Below are 15,032 nucleotides of genomic sequence, written 5' to 3'. Positions count from 1 at the left end.
AGGCTTCTCCGCAGATCAGCGCACCCGCCCTCGTCCGGACGCATCAACGGCAACTGACGGGTACGTGCAAATTATTTGGGATGCCCCGGAATGGAACCCCGAGGGCACCCGGCTCGTTGTCACGACGTGAGCACGACACCACCTGTTCTCGCCGCAGAGCTGGCACAGGCGTGGGCCGACATTCAGCGGCACCACCCCGAGCTGCCGGACCTAGCCGCGCCCGAATCCCTGATCGGAGAGTCGTCGTCCGCCTGCGGCGCCGAGCTCTCCTTCGAGCGACTGCTTCACGAGGCAGTCCATGGCATCGCCGCCTCGCGCGGCGTTCGAGACACCTCACGCGCCGGCCGCTATCACAACCGCAGATTCCTCGCGATCGCCGAGGAGCTGGGCCTCGACCACCCGGAGGAGCCACACCCGAGCAGCGGCTTCTCACTGGTCACGCTCAACCCCGAGGCCAAGAAGCGCTACCGCCCGACGATCGAGCGGCTGCAGCGCGCCCTGAAGGCCCACACCGCGGCGACGACCGCGGACACCGCCCGCAGCTTCCGGGGCCCGGCCGCCCGGCACGGCTCCTCCGGAGGCGGCGTGCGCGTGAAGGCGGTCTGCGACTGCGGGCGCAACGTCCGCGTGGTCCCCTCCGTGCTCGCCCAGGCGCCGATCATGTGCGGCGGCTGCGGCAAGCCCTTCAGGATCCCGGAAGCGGTGGGCGCGGGCGTGGGCTGAGCTGGACCGGGGCGCCCGGACCGGATTCGGGTGCCCCGGCGACGTATGGCACAATGGCTAGCTGTACTCGACAGCCGCACAGGACCCCTCTCTCCTCCGGCTGACGCGTCCATCGGGCACTCGAGTACCGCAACCCCACGCGGCATCTTCGTTGTGCCCACCCACGTCAAGACCAGGAGACACCACTCCCGTGGCAGTCAAGATCAAGCTGAAGCGTCTGGGCAAGATCCGTTCGCCTCACTACCGCATCGTCGTCGCCGACTCCCGTACCCGCCGTGACGGCCGGGCCATCGAGGAGATCGGTCTGTACCACCCGGTGCAGAACCCCTCGCGCATCGAGGTCAACTCGGAGCGTGCCCAGTACTGGCTGTCCGTCGGCGCCCAGCCGACCGAGCCGGTCATGGCCATCCTGAAGCTCACCGGTGACTGGCAGAAGCACAAGGGCCTGCCGGCCCCGGCGCCGCTGCTCGTCGCGGAGCCCAAGGACAAGCGCGCCGCGTTCGAGGCCTTCACCAAGGGCCTCGAGGGCGACGACACCAAGGGTGAGGCCATCACCCAGAAGGCCAAGAAGTCGGACAAGAAGGCGGACGAGGCCGAGGCCGCGTCCACCGAGTCGACCGAGGCCTGAGCATGCTCGAGGAGGCTCTCGAGCACCTCGTGAAGGGCATCGTCGACAACCCCGACGACGTGCAGGTCGCCTCGCGCAACCTGCGCCGCGGGCGCGTCCTCGAGGTCCGGGTCCACCCCGACGACCTCGGCAAGGTGATCGGCCGCAACGGCCGCACCGCACGCGCTCTGCGCACGGTCGTGGGCGCCATCGGCGGCCGCGGTGTCCGCGTCGACCTCGTCGACGTGGACCAGGTTCGCTGAACCGGGTTCGCAGAACCACAGCAGCACCGGCTCGGGCCGGGGAGGGCTTTCGGGCCGTCCCCGGCCCGTAGTCGTGAACGAGGAGAGAACGCAGTGCAGTTGGTAGTCGCCCGCATCGGCCGTGCCCACGGCATCAAGGGTGAGGTCACCGTCGAGGTCCGCACCGACGAGCCGGAGCTGCGGCTCGGCCCCGGAGCCGTCCTGGCCACGGACCCCGCCGCCACCGGTCCGCTGACCATCGAGACCGGCCGTGTGCACAGCGGCCGCCTCCTGCTGCGCTTCGAGGGCGTACGCGACCGCACGGGCGCCGAGGCCCTGCGCAACACGCTCCTGATCGCCGAGGTCGACCCGGAGGAGCTCCCCGAGGACCCCGACGAGTACTACGACCACCAGCTGATGGACCTCGACGTGGTCACCAAGGACGGGGCCGAGGTCGGCCGGATCACGGAGATCTCGCACCTGCCCTCGCAGGACCTGTTCATCGTGGAGCGCCCCGACGGCAGCGAGGTCATGGTCCCCTTCGTCGAGGAGATCGTCACCGAGATCGACCTCGAGGAGCAGAAGGCCGTCATCGACCCGCCCCCCGGGCTCATCGACGACCGCGCGGAGGTCGCCTCCGCCCGTGACGCCGAGGCGGCGGACGCATCCGAGTCGGCCCCGGAGGACCAGGCGTAATGCGGCTCGACGTCGTCACGATCTTTCCCGAGTACCTGGAGCCCCTGAACGTCTCCCTCGTGGGCAAGGCACGCGCGCGTGGGCAGCTCGACGTCCATGTGCACGACCTCAGGGAGTGGACGTACGACCGGCACAACACGGTCGACGACACCCCCTACGGCGGCGGCCCCGGCATGGTCATGAAGACCGACCCCTGGGGCGCGGCCCTCGACGACGTGCTCGCCGAGGGGTACGAGGCCGGGGCCCACGGGCCCGTCCTGGTCGTCCCCACGCCCAGCGGGCGCCCCTTCACCCAGGAGCTAGCCGTGGAGCTCTCGGAGCGCCCCTGGCTGGTCTTCACGCCCGCGCGCTACGAAGGCATCGACCGCCGCGTCATGGACGAGTACGCGACCCGCATGCCGGTCTACGAGGTCTCCATCGGCGACTACGTCCTCGCCGGCGGAGAGGCCGCCGTGCTGGTCGTCACCGAGGCGGTGGCGAGGCTCCTGCCCGGCGTCCTGGGCAACGCCGAATCCCACCGGGACGACTCCTTCGCGCCCGGAGCGATGGCCAACCTGCTGGAAGGCCCGGTGTACACCAAGCCTCCCCAGTGGCGCGGGCACGGCATTCCTGACGTCCTGCTCAGCGGCCACCACGGCAAGATCGCGCGCTGGCGCCGGGACGAGGCGCTGCGGCGCACCACCCGCAACAGGCCCGATCTCATTGAGCGTTGCGACCCCAAGGCCTTCGACAAGAAGGACCGGGAGATGCTCTCGATCCTGGGGTGGCGGCCGGGGCCGGACGGCCGATTTGGGCGAGACCCCGAGGCCGTGGAAGAATAGACCGCTGCTGTACGTCCAGCGTGCGCCCCTGCCACAGGGGGAACGACGCCCGCCCGACGCGATCAGCTACCGAAACCTCATCACCACGTTCCGCTGATGACCTGTGGCATCAGCGAAGAAAGCAGACGATCATGGCTAACCTGCTCGACTCCGTCGACAGCGCGTCGCTGCGCAGCGACATCCCGGCCTTCCGCCCGGGTGACACCGTCAACGTCCACGTCCGCGTCATCGAGGGCAACCGCTCCCGTGTGCAGCAGTTCAAGGGCGTAGTCATCCGTCGCCAGGGTGCCGGCGTGCGCGAGACCTTCACGGTCCGCAAGGTCTCCTTCTCCGTCGGCGTCGAGCGCACCTTCCCGGTGCACACCCCGATCGTCGAGAAGATCGAGCTCGTCACCCGCGGTGACGTGCGTCGCGCGAAGCTGTACTACCTCCGTGACCTGCGCGGCAAGGCCGCGAAGATCAAGGAGAAGCGCGAGAGCTGAGCTCCCGCGCGGGTCCACAGTGGGGCCGGATAACATCTGGCCCCGATGGACACCGAAGCACAGCACACGGAGCGCGACCGCTCCTCCCCATCCTCCGATTCCGGAGACGTCCCGAACGTCGCCGAGGCATCCGAGGAGACGGAGGAACGGTCGCGCTCCTTTTTCGCGTCGATCGTCGAGTGGCTGCCGGGCGGCAGGCTCACCCTGACGTTCCTGCTGTGCATGGCCTCCCTGCTCGTGGTCAGCACCTTCGTCGTGCAGCCCTTCCAGATCCCCAGCGGCTCCATGGAGCCCGCGTTCCGGGTCGGGGACCGGGTGCTCGTCAACAAGTTGGCGTACCGTTTCGGTTCCGAGCCGCAGCGGGGTGACGCGGTCGTCTTCGACGGCAGCGGCTACTTCGGAGATGCCGACTACATCAAGCGGGTCGTGGGCACGGGGGGAGACCGGGTGGTCTGCTGCGACAAGCGGGGGAGGATCAAGGTGAACGGCGAGCCCGTCGAGGAGCCGTACCTGTTCGAGGGGGACACCCCCTCACAGGTGCCCTTCGACGTCGTCGTCCCCGAGGACAGCCTGTTCCTCCTCGGAGATCACCGCAGCGCTTCCAGCGACTCCCGCGATCACCTGGGGCAGCCGGGCGGCGGCATGATCCCCGTCGACGAGGTCATCGGCAGGGCCGACTGGATCGCCTGGCCGATCGGCCACTGGACCTCCCTGAAGCGTCCCGACAGCTACGCGCGCGTGCCGGCACCAGGCGGCGCGCATGGGTAACCGCGGGCGGACACGTGCCGCAGGACACCGGGCCGACACCCGGCTGCCGACGGGGTCCCGGCCGACCGACGGTCCGGCTCTGCCGGGCCGGGCCGAGCGGCGCAAGCTCGCGAAGAAGGTCAAGCGGCGCAGGCGGCGCTCGGCGATCAAGGAGATACCCCTCCTCATAGGTGTGGCGCTGCTGATAGCCCTCGTCCTGAAGACCTTCCTGGTGCAGGCCTTCGTGATCCCCTCGGGCTCCATGGAGCAGACGATCAGGGTCGGGGACCGGGTCCTGGTCGACAAGCTCACCCCCTGGTTCGGGTCGAAGCCGGAGCGCGGCGACGTCGTCGTCTTCAAGGACCCCGGCAACTGGCTGGAAGAGGAACAGGGCAAGAAGAAGGACGACCCGGTGGTCGTCAAGCAGGTCAAGGAAGGTCTCACCCAGATCGGCCTGCTGCCGTCCGACAACGAGCGGGACCTGATCAAGCGCGTGATCGGCGTCGGAGGCGACACAGTGAAGTGCTGTGACAAGAACGACAAGGTCACCGTCAACGGCGTACCGCTCGACGAGCCGTACATCCACCCCGGGGACAAGCCATCGGCCTTCGAGTTCGAGGTGAAGGTCCCCGAGGGGCGCCTCTTCATGATGGGCGACCACCGCAGTGACTCGGCGGACTCCCGTTTCCACCGCACCGAGAAGTACAGCGGCACCGTCTCCGAGGACGAGGTGGTGGGGCGTGCGATCGTCATCGCCTGGCCCTTCGGGCACTGGCGCAAACTGGAGGAGCCGGACACGTATGCGTCAGTTCCCGACGCGCGTGCGGGATCGGACAAGGCCACAGGAGCGTCGCATAGGGTGGCCACCGGCGATCGATACGGATTGATCCGGCTCCCGACCCCTGCGGAACTCCCGCTCGTTATGGGAGTGGTGGGCCTGCATCGCATCTGGGGCAGGCGGCGGCACGGACTGAGGAGTGGATGTGGGGGATTTGGCGGTCGGCGCACGATCCGGACACGAGGGGCCCGAGGAGCGGCCGGGACGATCCGACGAGCCGGGCGTCGAGTCCGTCGCGGGCGGCGAGAACCCCGGGAGTGACGCCGTGGACGGCGACGACACACAGGGCGAACGGGACGCCAAGCAGCCGAAGAAGCCCCGGTCCTTCTGGAAGGAGCTGCCGCTCCTCATCGGTATCGCGCTGGTTCTGGCGCTGCTGATCAAGACCTTCCTCGTGCAGGCGTTCTCGATCCCGTCGGACTCGATGCAGAACACGCTGCAGAAGGGCGACCGCGTCCTCGTCGACAAGCTGACGCCGTGGTTCGGATCCGAGCCCGAGCGCGGCGAGGTCGTCGTCTTCAAGGACCCGGGGCACTGGCTCGACGGCGAGCCCACTCCCGATCCGAACGCGGTCCAGCGGGTCCTCGGCTGGATCGGCCTGATGCCGTCCGCCGACGAGAAGGACCTGATCAAGCGCGTCATCGGCGTCGGCGGCGACACGGTGGAGTGCAAGGGCACCGGACCGGTGAAGGTCAACGGCAAGGCGCTGAACGAGCCGTACGTCTTCCCCGGCAACACCCCGTGCAGCGTCGACGACCAGGGCGGCCAGTTCAAGGTGACCGTCCCCAAGGGCAAGATCTGGGTCATGGGTGACCACCGGCAGAACTCGCTGGACTCCCGCTACCACCAGAACCAGCCCGGCGGCGGCGCCGTGCCCGTGGACAACGTCGTGGGCCGCGCCATCGTGATCGCCTGGCCGCCCACCCGCTGGGCGACGCTGCCCAAGCCCGACACCTTCGATCAGCCGGGCATCAACGCGCTCTCCAGCGCGGCGCCGGGTGCGCTCGGTCTCGCGGGCGCCGTGCCGATCGTGCTCTGGCGCAGGCGGCGGCTCACGGTGACCGCCGCGCGGAACGCGAGGGTTTCTGGCGGCAGTACCGCCGGGTAGGGTGCCGTCCCAGATCGCCGATCTTCCGCCGCCCGCGCGCGTGGGCGGCGAGGTCGTCTCCGAGACGGGGGAGCACTGGGATGAGCAGGACACAACGTACGGACGAGGGCCGCGGTCGGCTCGGCAGCGTGCTGTCGGGCGTCGCCGTGGCCCTCGGCTGTGTGCTCTTCCTCGGAGGATTCGTCTGGGGCGCCGTCCTGTACCAGCCGTACACCGTCCCCACCGGGTCGATGACGCCGACGATCGGCTCGGGCGACCGGGTGCTCGCGCAGCGGATCGACGGCGACGACGTACGCCGTGGTGACGTCGTCGTCTTCAAGCAGGCGACCTGGGGCGATCTGCCGATGGTCAAGCGGGTCGTCGGTGTGGGCGGCGACAGGATCGCCTGCTGCAAGGACGGCAAGCTGACCGTCAACGGCGAGGAAGTCGCAGAACCGTATCTCCTCGAGGGCGAAGGCGCCGCGGCCACCGGCATCCCCGCCACGACGGTCCCCAAGGGCCGCCTGTTCCTGCTCGGCGACGAGCGCAGCGGGTCCCTGGACTCCAGCGTCCACCTGGGCGACGGGGACCACGGCTCGGTGCCGCGGAGCGCCGTGCAGGGCCGAGTGGACGCGGTGGCCTGGCCGATGGACAAGTTCGGCATGCTGGAGAGGCCCGACGGCTTCGCACAGATGCCGGGCGGCATCTCCGAGCCGGGGCCGCTGCGCATGGTGGTGATCGCGATCGTGGCCGGCATGGTGCTGGTCCTGGGTGGTGCCGCGTACGGTCCGCTGGCCAAGCGCATGGGCCGCGGGCGCGCCGGAACTCGTACGAGGGAGGCGGCGACCGGTGTCGGCTGAGGACACGGTGCCATCCGCTCCTGCGGAGACCGGACGGCCGCTGCGCAGGGTGGCGCGGGTGGTGCTGCTCGACCCCGACGACCGCATCCTGCTGCTGCACGGCTACGAGCCCGGTGACCGGGCCGACGACTGGTGGTTCACACCGGGCGGCGGCCTGGAGGGCGACGAGACGCGTGAGCAGGCGGCCCTGCGTGAGCTGCGGGAGGAGACGGGCATCACGGAGGTCGAGCTCGGCCCGGTCCTGTGGCGGCGGGTCTGCTCCTTCCCGTTCGACGGGCGGCGCTGGGACCAGGACGAGTGGTACTACCTGGCGCGTACGTCGCAGACGGCGACCGTCGCCGAAGGCTTCACGGAGCTGGAACGGCGCAGCGTCGCCGGAGCGCGTTGGTGGACGTGCCGAGAACTGACCGAGGCTCATGAGACGGTGTATCCGACCAGGCTCGCCGAGCTGTTTCGCAGACTGCTCGACGAGGGGCCCCCGGACCGGCCCGAGATCCTCGACACGGAAATCGTGTAGGGGCTCGCGGGGCTGACGCACAATAGGGGGACGCACGGCTGAAGGGGAACATGCCATGAGCGCCGAGGACCTCGAGAAGTACGAGACCGAGATGGAGCTGAAGCTCTACCGGGAGTACCGCGATGTCGTCGGTCTGTTCAAATACGTGATCGAGACCGAACGGCGCTTCTACCTCACCAATGACTACGAGATGCAGGTGCACTCGGTCCAGGGCGAGGTTTTCTTCGAGGTGTCCATGGCGGACGCCTGGGTGTGGGACATGTACAGGCCCGCTCGCTTCGTCAAGCAGGTGCGGGTGCTCACGTTCAAGGACGTGAATATCGAGGAGCTCAACAAGAGCGACTTGGAGCTGCCGGGCAGCTGAGTTCACCGCAGTTGTCACTCGCCGGGGTGGCGGAGTTTTCCACAACCGGCGAGTAGTGCACCAAGATCCAACAACTGCGGGCTGAACCGTGACCGTGGGTGTCGGAGGTGGTGCCGACATGAACGCACGGGGAGCACTCGGCAGGTACGGCGAAGATCTGGCCGCGCGGCGGCTGATCGAGTCGGGGATGACGGTTCTGGAGCGCAATTGGCGCGCGGGCCGGAGCGGTGAGATCGACATCGTGGCCCTGGACGGCGAGGCCCTCGTCGTCTGCGAGGTCAAGACGCGCAGGGCGGCCCCGGTCGGGGCGTCGCTGTTCGAGCATCCGATGGCGGCCGTGGGCCGGGTCAAGGCGGAGCGGCTGCGGCGGCTCGCCGAGCGCTGGATCGAGGCGCGCGGCGGCCCACCGCCGGGCGGTATCCGCATCGATCTGGTCGGGGTCCTGATCCCGCGCCGCGGCGCTCCCGTGGTCGAGCATGCGCGCGGGGTGGCCTGATGGCATTCGCGCGTGCGTGTTCTGTCGCCCTGGTCGGCGTCGAGGGCGTGGTCGTCGAGGTGCAGGCCGATCTGGAGACCGGTGTGGCGGCGTTCACGCTGGTGGGCCTGCCGGACAAGAGCCTGACCGAGAGCAGGGAGCGGGTCAGGGCGGCCGTGGTCAACTCGGGCGGCGAGTGGCCCCAGAAGAAGCTCACGGTGGGGCTGAGCCCGGCGTCGGTGCCGAAGGGCGGCAGCGGATTCGATCTCGCTGTCGCCTGCGCGGTCCTCGGGGCGGCCGAGCGGATCGATCCGAAGGTGCTCGCCGACATCGTGATGATCGGTGAGCTGGGACTCGACGGCCGGGTGCGGCCGGTGCGCGGGGTGCTGCCCGCGGTCCTCGCGGCGGCCGACGCGGGGTACGAACAGGTGGTCGTCCCGGAGTGCACGGCCGCGGAGGCTTCGCTGGTGCCTGGGATCTCGGTCCTCGGGGTGCGCAGTCTGCGGCAGCTCATCGCGGTCCTCACCGATGAGCCGGTGCCTGAGGAGGAACCGGTGGAGGCGGGGCGCCCGGATCCACTGCTCGCCGGGCTCTGTGTGCCGGGGACCGGGGCGGGCACGGGCCTCGGCGGGGCGCCGGACGACGCCCACGCGCTGGACCTGGCGGATGTCGTCGGCCAGGCGGCGGCAAGGACCGCCATCGAGGTGGCCGCGGCCGGGGCGCACCACCTCTTCCTGCAGGGACCGCCGGGCGCGGGCAAGACCATGCTCGCGGAGCGGCTGCCGGCGATCCTGCCCCGGCTGACGCGGGAGGAGTCGCTGGAGGTGACGGCGGTCCACTCGGTGGCGGGCATGCTGCCTCCGGGCAGGCCACTGGTGGACCTCGCGCCGTACTGCGCGCCGCACCACTCCGCCACGATGCAGTCGCTCGTGGGCGGCGGCCACGGCATCGCGCGGCCGGGCGCGGTCTCGCTGGCTCATCGCGGCGTGCTCTTTCTGGACGAGGCTCCGGAGTTCAGCGGCCGGGCCCTGGACTCCTTGCGTCAGCCCCTGGAATCGGGCCATGTGGTGATCGCGCGCAGTGCGGGGGTGGTGCGGCTGCCCGCGAAGTTCCTGATGGTTCTCGCGGCCAACCCCTGCCCCTGCGGTCGGCACACGCTGCTGGGGGACGGCTGCGAATGTCCGGCGTCGGTCGTCCGCCGCTATCAGGCCCGCCTGTCGGGGCCGCTGCTCGACCGGGTCGACCTGAAGGTCGAGGTGGAGGCCGTCACCCGGTCCGAACTCGCGGGGTGCGGCGCGCGAGGAGAGTCCACGCAGACCGTCGCCGACCGGGTGCGCACCGCGCGTGAGAGAGCGGCCGCCAGGCTGGCGGGCACCGGCTGGCGGACCAACAGCGAGGTTCCCGGGCATGCGCTGCGCACGCGTTGGCCCGCCGCCCCGGGCGCTCTGGACGCGGCCGAAGTGGATCTGGAGCGGGGCTTCCTGACCGCCCGCGGCCTCGACCGGGTGCTGCGGGTGGCCTGGACCGTCGCGGACCTGGCGGGGCGCGACCGGCCCTCCGCACAGGACGTCGCGCTCGCCCTGCAGCTGCGCACGGGGATCTCACGCGGGGTGCCGATGACGATCGGGGCGCTGACGTGACCCTCGGCCCGCCGCCCGACGAGGAGCGGCTCGCCCGGGCCGCTCTGACGCGGGTGCTCGAGCCCGGGGACGCGGTCGGCGGGCGGTGGTTGCGCGAGGTCGGGGCCGTCGAAGTGCTGCGGCGGCTGAGGGCGGCCGAGGAGCGGTTGCCGGGGGCGACCGCGCGGCGGTGGGAGGGGCTGCGGGCGCGGGCCGCCGGGGTGCGCCCGGAGCGGGACCTGGAGGGGGTGCGGGATGCCGGAGGGCGGTTCGTGTGCCCGGGGGAGCCGGAGTGGCCGTCGCCCCTGGACGACCTGGGTGACGCGCGCCCGGTCGGGCTCTGGGTGCGGGGGCGGCCGTCCTTGCGGATATGGGCGCTGCGGTCGGTGGCCGTCGTGGGGGCGCGGGCCTGCACGGAGTACGGCGCGCAGATGGCGGCCGGTCTTGCCGCGGGGCTCGCGGAGCGCGGCTGGGTCGTGGTCTCCGGCGGGGCGTACGGAGTGGACGGTGCGGCGCACCGCGGGGCGCTCGGGGCCGGGGGTGCCACCGTGGCCGTGCTCGCGTGCGGGGTCGACCGGGCCTATCCGCGCGGGCATGCGGAGTTGATCGGGCGGATCGCGGAACAGGGCCTTGTGGTCGGGGAGTTGCCGCCGGGGGATCATCCGACGCCGAGCCGGTTCATTCTGCGGAACAGGGTGATCGCCGCGTTGACCCGGGGGACGGTGGTGGTCGAGGCCGCCTACCGCAGCGGGGCGCTCGCGACGGCGCGCAGTGCCCAGGAGTTGGGGCGCTTCACCATGGGGGTGCCCGGGCCGGCGACCAGCGGTCTGTCCGCGGGTGTGCATGAACTGCTCCGGGGCGACGGAGTCCTCGTCACCGATGCCGCGGAAGTCGTGGAGCTGGTCGGTGACATGGGGGAGGTGGCCCCGGAGCGGCGGGGGCCCGTCGTGCCGCGCGATCTGCTCGCCCCGGGGTCGGCGCGCGTGCTGGCGGCGCTGCCCGCGCGGGGGCGTGCGACGGCGCGAGGCATCGCGCGCGACGCGGGCACGAGTGAGGACGACGCCGTAGGGCGACTGTACGAGCTTCAGTCGTTGGGGTTCGTTGAACGACACGGCGATGGTTGGCAGTTGACACGCCAAACGATTCTGTCCGTCTTCGCCGAAGGAGGTGAATCGTGACCGAGCGTGTTCCGCCGGACGGATGACCGCCGACGACCTTGGGAAATCGTGCAGTTGATACGCCGGCATCGTCACGCACCGCTACGGAATCGACTGCTTGGGGCACCCAGCGGAACGTATCTGCGCATGCGCGATCCCCTAGCCTTCGCACACTGCGACACTTCAGTCACGCTACGCTCACAAGGATTCCGGCACGGACAGGCAATCAGGCGGACGACCTCATTCACTCCACGCACGCTCCCCACCGCACAGGCGCGAGCGACTCCGGTGACTCCACCGGCTCGCGCGACCTCACCGACTCACGCGACCTCACCGACCCACGCGACTTCACCAGTTCACGGCAGAACGGCTCAAGGCGACGAATGCCCCAGCACACCTCAGGGTCCGACCGGGCGGCGGTTCCCCCCGCTGCCCGTAGCGGCGAGCGGGAGCGGCCTCCCGCGCCCTCGTCGCTGGACGAGTTGTGGCGCTCGTACAAGGAGACCGGGGACGGGCGCCTTCGGGAGCAGCTGATCCTGCACTACTCACCGTTGGTGAAGTACGTGGCGGGCCGGGTGAGCGTGGGGCTGCCGCCCAATGTCGAGCAGGCCGACTTCGTCTCGTCCGGGGTGTTCGGGCTGATCGACGCGATCGAGAAGTTCGACATCGAGCGGTCGATCAAGTTCGAGACCTATGCGATCACTCGTATTCGTGGCGCGATGATCGACGAGCTGCGGGCGCTCGACTGGATCCCGCGGTCCGTGCGGCAGAAGGCGCGCAATGTCGAGCGGGCCTACGCCACGTTGGAGGCGCAGCTGCGGCGGACTCCCTCCGAGGGTGAGGTCGCCGCCGAGATGGGGATCGCGCTGGAGGAACTGCACGCGGTTTTCAGCCAGTTGTCGCTGGCGAACGTGGTGGCGCTGGAGGAACTGCTGCACGTCGGCGGTGACGGCGGCGACCGGCTCAGCCTGATGGACACGCTCGAGGACCACGCGGCCGACAACCCCGTCGAGGTCGCGGAGGACCGGGAGCTGCGGAGGCTGCTCGCGCGGGCGATCAACACGTTGCCCGAGCGCGAGAAGACCGTCGTGACGCTCTACTACTACGAAGGGCTCACCCTTGCCGAGATCGGCAATGTGCTCGGGGTGACCGAGAGCCGGGTCAGCCAGATCCACACGAAGTCGGTGCTGCAGCTTCGGGCGAAGCTGGCCAGTTTCGGGCGCTGAGGGGCGCTGAATCGTCCCTGCCTCAGGTGAGGGAGTGGGAGAGCGACTCCCGCGAGGGGCGTCCCGTCCGTAAAGTGGAGCTGTGCCAAGGATTCGAGCGGCCTCTGTGGCCGAGCACCGGTCGATGCAGCGAGGCGCCCTGCTGGACGCCGCGAGGACCCTGTTGTCCGAGGGCGGTACGGAGGCGTTGACCTTCCCCGCCCTTGCCGAGCGCACGGGGCTCGCCCGGTCGTCCGTGTACGAGTACTTCCGGTCGCGGGCCGCCGTGGTGGAAGAGCTGTGCGAGGTCGACTTCCCCGTCTGGGCTGCGGAGGTCTCCGCGGCGATGGAGGGGGCGGATTCGGCCGAAGGCAAGGTCGAGGCGTATGTGCGCAGGCAGCTGGCGCTGGTGGGGGACCGTCGGCATCGGGCCGTGGTCGCCATCTCCGCGAGTGAGCTGGATGCCGGTGCCCGGGAGAAGATTCGGGCCGCGCACGGTGGGCTCATCGCGATGATTGTCGAGGCGTTGGAAGCGTTGGGGCATGCGCAGCCGCGGATGGCCGCGATGTTGCTTCAGGGGATTGTGGACGCGGCGGTTCGGCGCATTGAGCTGGGTGTGGCCGAGGAGCCGGGAGCTATTACCGAGGCTGCGGTTTCCATGGCTCTGCGGGGCGTGCGGGGCTGAGGCCCCTGGAGCTCGGTGCCCGGCGGCAGTGGGCTGTGCCCACCCTTCCCCGAGCTCCCGGCTCCGCTCGACCAGGGGAGTCCCCACTCGCCGTGCGGAACGCCTGCCCACGGCAGGGGGGCAGCGCGGGTGTGCCGGTCAGCGGTAGCAAGCGTGACGGGCCCCTGCGCAGTAGCCACGGCGGCAGCAAGCTCAGTGGGTTCAAGTACGTCTTTGCTCTGAGCAGGCCCCAGTGGAGGCAGCTCACCCGGCAGTGGTCCGTTGGTGGGGACAGGGTGCCCAGTTGTTCGCCCGCCGCGATTCTTTCGCCTCTCTTCGCCGTCGGGGTCACCGGCTCGTACGTCGTGCGCAGTGGGGGATTCCCCGTCCCGGTCAGTTCCAGCGTGACCACTCCTCTGCCAGCCACCCTGCCCGCGAAAGCGATCCGGCCCGCCGCCACCGCTCGTACCGGAGAGCCCGGTGGGGCGGCCAGGTCCACGCCTCGATGGCCCGCGGCGTACGGGGTCGGTGGGGGGTCCCAGGCGCGTACGACCTGAGGGCGGGTGCCCACCGGCCAGCTCGTGGCCGGGGGCGGGACGGGCGTCGGGGCAGGGGCCGGGGCAGAGGCCGGGACAGAGATGGGGACAGAGACGGGGACCGAGATCGGGAAGGTCGCGAGCAGGGCCGCCAGCGTCGGCAGCAGCAGTTCCAGGCGCATGGCAGAACGGTCCCGTGCCGCCCCGATCCGCGGGGATCATGGACCGGATCTGTGGACTACCGGGCGGTTGTGGACAGCGCCGTCACCCGGTACCTCGCGGGTCCCGTACACTTCTTGTGGCGATCCGGGTCACCGGGTCGACTTCGCACGCCCCGACACCAGGCCATGAAACAGCCGGTGTCAGCGCCCCTCGGTCCCTAGTGGCAAGGCGCACAGCGGGCGTCAGGCGCGAGTGCCGTCCGGCACACGCGGCACAACCGAGAATCTCAAGGAGAACGGCCATGGCCGTCGTCACGATGCGGGAGCTGCTGGAAAGCGGCGTCCACTTCGGTCACCAGACCCGTCGTTGGAACCCGAAGATGAAGCGCTTCATCTTCACGGAGCGCAACGGCATCTACATCATCGACCTGCTCCAGTCGCTGTCGTACATCGACCGCGCCTACGAGTTCGTCAAGGAGACCGTCGCCCACGGCGGCACGGTCATGTTCGTCGGCACGAAGAAGCAGGCGCAGGAGGCCATCGCCGAGCAGGCCACCCGCGTCGGCATGCCCTACGTCAACCAGCGCTGGCTGGGCGGCATGCTCACCAACTTCTCGACCGTCTACAAGCGTCTGCAGCGCCTCAAGGAGCTCGAGCAGATCGACTTCGAGGACGTCGCCGCGTCCGGTCTGACCAAGAAGGAGCTTCTCGTGCTCTCGCGCGAGAAGGCCAAGCTGGAGAAGACCCTCGGTGGTATCCGCGAGATGCAGAAGGTGCCCAGCGCCGTCTGGATCGTGGACACCAAGAAGGAGCACATCGCTGTCGGTGAGGCCCGGAAGCTGAACATTCCGGTTGTCGCCATCCTCGACACCAACTGTGACCCCGACGAGGTCGACTACAAGATCCCGGGCAACGACGACGCGATCCGCTCCGTCACCCTGCTCACCCGTGTGATCGCCGACGCCGTCGCCGAGGGCCTCATCGCCCGTTCCGGCGTTGCCGCCGGTGACTCGAAGCCGGGCGAGAAGGCCCAGGGCGAGCCGCTGGCCGAGTGGGAGCGCGACCTGCTCGAGGGCGAGAAGAAGGCCGACGAGGCCCCCAAGGCCGACGAGGCCAAGGCCGAGGACAAGCCGGCCGAGGCCGCTGCCGAGGAGAAGCCGGCCGCGGACGCCGAGCAGGCCTGACCCTCACAGGTTCGGTAGTTGACGGCGGGGGCCCGATCGGCCCCCGC

General features: G+C 70.2%; 19 protein-coding genes. 18 read left to right on the top strand and 1 reads right to left on the bottom strand.

Features of this window, described 5'->3' with window-relative positions:
- Positions 1–90: 90 nt before the first annotated feature.
- From AB0B50_RS35750 to AB0B50_RS35670, 17 genes are all read left to right on the top strand, one after another.
- Positions 91–723, top strand: a complete 633-nt coding sequence (locus tag AB0B50_RS35750; protein ID WP_362339998.1) for a hypothetical protein — start codon at positions 91–93, stop codon at positions 721–723.
- Positions 724–913: 190 nt separating this feature from the next.
- Positions 914–1,351 carry a 30S ribosomal protein S16 gene (rpsP, locus tag AB0B50_RS35745; RefSeq protein ID WP_362339997.1) on the top strand — a complete coding sequence of 146 codons (438 nt, stop codon included), beginning with the start codon at positions 914–916 and terminating at the stop codon, positions 1,349–1,351.
- Between the two features lie 2 nt (positions 1,352–1,353).
- Positions 1,354–1,593 carry an RNA-binding protein gene (locus tag AB0B50_RS35740; RefSeq protein WP_014176063.1) on the top strand — a complete coding sequence of 80 codons (240 nt, stop codon included), beginning with the start codon at positions 1,354–1,356 and terminating at the stop codon, positions 1,591–1,593.
- Between the two features lie 93 nt (positions 1,594–1,686).
- Positions 1,687–2,268 carry a ribosome maturation factor RimM gene (gene rimM / locus AB0B50_RS35735; protein ID WP_362339996.1) on the top strand — a complete coding sequence of 194 codons (582 nt, stop codon included), beginning with the start codon at positions 1,687–1,689 and terminating at the stop codon, positions 2,266–2,268.
- A complete protein-coding gene (trmD, locus tag AB0B50_RS35730; RefSeq protein ID WP_362339995.1) occupies positions 2,268–3,089 on the top strand; it encodes a tRNA (guanosine(37)-N1)-methyltransferase TrmD in 822 nt (273 codons plus the stop codon). Before rimM ends, trmD begins: the two co-directional genes overlap by 1 nt.
- Before the next feature lie 131 nt (positions 3,090–3,220).
- Positions 3,221–3,571 carry a 50S ribosomal protein L19 gene (gene rplS, locus AB0B50_RS35725; protein WP_055569038.1) on the top strand — a complete coding sequence of 117 codons (351 nt, stop codon included), beginning with the start codon at positions 3,221–3,223 and terminating at the stop codon, positions 3,569–3,571.
- 45 nt (positions 3,572–3,616) lie between these two features.
- The gene (gene lepB / locus AB0B50_RS35720) at positions 3,617–4,339 is read left to right on the top strand and encodes a signal peptidase I (protein ID WP_362339994.1); all 723 of its coding nucleotides are present in this window, start codon (positions 3,617–3,619) and stop codon (positions 4,337–4,339) included.
- Positions 4,332–5,417, top strand: a complete 1,086-nt coding sequence (lepB, locus tag AB0B50_RS35715) for a signal peptidase I (RefSeq protein ID WP_362339993.1) — start codon at positions 4,332–4,334, stop codon at positions 5,415–5,417. Before lepB (AB0B50_RS35720) ends, lepB (AB0B50_RS35715) begins: the two co-directional genes overlap by 8 nt.
- Positions 5,302–6,264, top strand: coding sequence for a signal peptidase I (gene lepB / locus AB0B50_RS35710; RefSeq protein ID WP_362339992.1), 963 nt, complete (start codon positions 5,302–5,304; stop codon positions 6,262–6,264). Before lepB (AB0B50_RS35715) ends, lepB (AB0B50_RS35710) begins: the two co-directional genes overlap by 116 nt.
- A gap of 80 nt (positions 6,265–6,344) precedes the next feature.
- Positions 6,345–7,103 carry a signal peptidase I gene (lepB, locus tag AB0B50_RS35705; protein ID WP_362339991.1) on the top strand — a complete coding sequence of 253 codons (759 nt, stop codon included), beginning with the start codon at positions 6,345–6,347 and terminating at the stop codon, positions 7,101–7,103.
- Complete coding sequence (locus AB0B50_RS35700) at positions 7,093–7,620, top strand: NUDIX hydrolase (protein ID WP_362339990.1); 528 nt, start codon at positions 7,093–7,095, stop codon at positions 7,618–7,620. The genes lepB (AB0B50_RS35705) and AB0B50_RS35700 overlap by 11 nt, the downstream gene beginning before the upstream one ends.
- A 55-nt stretch (positions 7,621–7,675) precedes the next feature.
- Positions 7,676–7,984, top strand: coding sequence for a DUF2469 domain-containing protein (locus tag AB0B50_RS35695; protein ID WP_005311352.1), 309 nt, complete (start codon positions 7,676–7,678; stop codon positions 7,982–7,984).
- 88 nt (positions 7,985–8,072) lie between these two features.
- Positions 8,073–8,480, top strand: coding sequence for a YraN family protein (locus AB0B50_RS35690; RefSeq protein ID WP_362339989.1), 408 nt, complete (start codon positions 8,073–8,075; stop codon positions 8,478–8,480).
- On the top strand, positions 8,480–10,099 hold the full coding sequence (locus tag AB0B50_RS35685) for a YifB family Mg chelatase-like AAA ATPase (RefSeq protein ID WP_362339988.1): 1,620 nt from the start codon (positions 8,480–8,482) through the stop codon (positions 10,097–10,099). The genes AB0B50_RS35690 and AB0B50_RS35685 overlap by 1 nt, the downstream gene beginning before the upstream one ends.
- Positions 10,096–11,256 carry a DNA-processing protein DprA gene (dprA, locus tag AB0B50_RS35680; RefSeq protein ID WP_362339987.1) on the top strand — a complete coding sequence of 387 codons (1,161 nt, stop codon included), beginning with the start codon at positions 10,096–10,098 and terminating at the stop codon, positions 11,254–11,256. The genes AB0B50_RS35685 and dprA overlap by 4 nt, the downstream gene beginning before the upstream one ends.
- 362 nt (positions 11,257–11,618) lie before the next feature.
- Positions 11,619–12,461, top strand: coding sequence for an RNA polymerase sigma factor WhiG (gene whiG, locus AB0B50_RS35675; RefSeq protein WP_362339986.1), 843 nt, complete (start codon positions 11,619–11,621; stop codon positions 12,459–12,461).
- A 106-nt stretch (positions 12,462–12,567) separates the two neighbouring features.
- The gene (locus tag AB0B50_RS35670; protein ID WP_362339985.1) at positions 12,568–13,125 is read left to right on the top strand and encodes a helix-turn-helix domain-containing protein; all 558 of its coding nucleotides are present in this window, start codon (positions 12,568–12,570) and stop codon (positions 13,123–13,125) included.
- On the opposite strand, the gene AB0B50_RS35665 is transcribed toward AB0B50_RS35670, so the two are convergent.
- Positions 13,079–13,822: a M23 family metallopeptidase gene (locus AB0B50_RS35665; RefSeq protein ID WP_362339984.1), complete on the bottom strand. Its 744-nt coding sequence runs from the start codon at positions 13,820–13,822 to the stop codon at positions 13,079–13,081. The two genes, AB0B50_RS35670 and AB0B50_RS35665, sit on opposite strands and share 47 nt — an antisense overlap.
- A gap of 281 nt (positions 13,823–14,103) precedes the next feature.
- Here AB0B50_RS35665 and rpsB point away from each other — a divergent pair, with 281 nt between their 5' ends.
- Entirely contained in the window at positions 14,104–14,985 is an 882-nt protein-coding gene (rpsB, locus tag AB0B50_RS35660; RefSeq protein WP_362339983.1) for a 30S ribosomal protein S2, read from the top strand.
- Positions 14,986–15,032: the final 47 nt, after the last annotated feature.

It is taken from the genome of Streptomyces sp. NPDC041068 (assembly GCF_040647455.1).
Classification (GTDB): Bacteria; Actinomycetota; Actinomycetes; order Streptomycetales; family Streptomycetaceae; genus Streptomyces.
This window is presented reverse-complemented; position numbering and strand designations above follow the sequence as displayed.